The 2069-nt window shown below is 42.3% G+C and carries 2 protein-coding genes; one reads left to right on the top strand and one right to left on the bottom strand.

Annotated features, from left to right (window positions below; genetic code table 11):
* Positions 1-103: 103 nt before the first annotated feature.
* Positions 104-553, bottom strand: coding sequence for a universal stress protein (locus ACR65F_RS18130; RefSeq protein WP_039043952.1), 450 nt, complete (start codon positions 551-553; stop codon positions 104-106).
* Positions 554-773: 220 nt separating this feature from the next.
* Here ACR65F_RS18130 and ald point away from each other — a divergent pair, with 220 nt between their 5' ends.
* Positions 774-1892 (top strand): alanine dehydrogenase, encoded by a 1119-nt coding sequence (gene ald, locus ACR65F_RS18125; RefSeq protein WP_440505355.1) that lies wholly within the window; start codon positions 774-776, stop codon positions 1890-1892.
* Positions 1893-2069 lie beyond the last annotated feature (177 nt).

The following is a 2069-nucleotide window of genomic DNA, read 5'->3' as shown; positions in this document are numbered from 1 at the left end:
GCCCTTTAGAATTCAGAGCTCAAGCCGCTTAACGATTTTTTATTATTTCCACTGTCTACTTGACAGGGAGCAGTTCAGATGAGAAGGACGCTTTTTCTTTTGATTATTCGCCTTCGGAAGTACGGACTACGAGTACATCACATTTTGCAGAACGAACAATGTTCTCTGATACACTACCGATTAGGAAGCGTTCTACTGGGTTTAATCCAGTCGCGCCACAAATGATCAGATCCGCTTCGATTTTTTTAGGGATCTCTCTAGGGATCATTGTTTTAGGTGAACCATATTCCACAATAACATTCACGTGAGTCAATCCAGCAGCTGCTGCCTGCTCTTTGTATCCTTCAAGCAACTCTACAGCAAAAGATTGAGCGCGCTCAGCAATTGAACGGTCATACGCCTCTACAGCGGAGTACGAACGTGTGTCGATTATGTTGACGAGGTTCAGGTTCGCGTCGTTACGTTTAGCAATTTCTACTGCTTTTTTAAACGCCCATTCCGACTCTTTTGATCCATCTACCGCGACAATGATTTGGTTATAAATTAATGACATCGTTACCACACTCCTACATTTAAATTATACTTCTATAGGTACTATACGACATATCTCTTAATAATTCCTGCTTAATCATCAAAAATCGGGGAATTAAAAATATTTGTTTATCGATGCAAAAAGTACGGCAAAATAGGATGCTATCTGCTACACTTATTGAGAAAAGGTTTGAACGGTACATACTGGACAGCCGGACACATTCATTGAGGAGGAACTAACTATGCGTATTGGAGTACCTAAAGAGATAAAAAACAACGAAAATCGTGTCGCAATGACACCAGCTGGAGTATTCAACTTGAAATCAGCGGGACACGAGGTGCTTATCGAAACACTAGCAGGAATTGGCTCTAATTTTACTGATGAAGAATATCGTGAAGCTGGAGCGGAAATTGTTGCAACTGCAGCTGAAGCGTGGGCAGCAGAAATGGTCATGAAGGTAAAAGAGCCAGTTTCTTCAGAGTATGGTTACTTCCGTGAAGGTCTCATTTTGTTCACGTATTTACATCTTGCTTCCGAAGTAGAGTTAACTAAGGCATTGCTCGACAATAAAGTGATCGGGATTGCATACGAGACGGTTCAATTACCAAATCGTTCGTTGCCACTACTCGCACCGATGAGTGAAGTAGCTGGACGTATGGCAACTCAAATAGGAGCTCAGTACTTGGAGAAGATGGAAGGCGGTAAAGGAATTCTATTATCAGGCGTTCCGGGTGTTCAACGTGGAAACGTGACCGTTATTGGTGGAGGACAAGCTGGAACGAATGCAGCCCGCATTGCGATTGGTATGGGTGCTCGTGTCACTGTTCTTGATCTTTCAGTAGAACGACTTCGTCAACTAGATGAGTTGTTTGGCAATGATGTTCAAACATTGGTGTCGAATCCATTTAATATTGCAACGTCTGTTAAAGATGCTGATCTAGTAATAGGTTGTGTGCTTATTCCTGGAGCTCGTGCGCCTAAACTTGTAAGCGAAGAGATGGTTAAATCGATGTCACCAGGTTCTGTACTTGTGGATATTGCGATTGACCAAGGTGGAATCTTTGAAACTTCCGATCGCATTACAACGCACGACGATCCGACATATGAAAAATTTGGTGTGGTACACTACGCAGTTGCAAATATGCCAGGTGCAGTCCCACGTACATCTACAATGGCACTTACAAACGTGACGGTTCCTTATGCACTACAAATTGCAAACAAAGGGTATAAGCAGGCTTGCTTGGACAACGACGCGTTGCTAAAAGGGGTTAACACTCTAGAAGGCTACTTGACGTATCAAGCAGTTTCAGAGGCACAGGCAATTGAATATGTATCTGCTCAATCTTTGTTGAGTCGATAACAATACTATAAAATAAGAAGCAGAGGCTGTAAGTTTGAGGTCGCTGAAAAAGTCCGTTAATATTTGATTATTCGTGGGAGACTGTTGATTTGCGCTCCAGGCGGACGCTTTCTTACCTCGAGTCAAGTCTTTTATAAGATTAATAATGAAGCTTATGAAGGAAAGTATCAACACTCA

Source organism: Sporosarcina sp. SAFN-010 (assembly GCF_059415065.1).
This window is presented reverse-complemented; position numbering and strand designations above follow the sequence as displayed.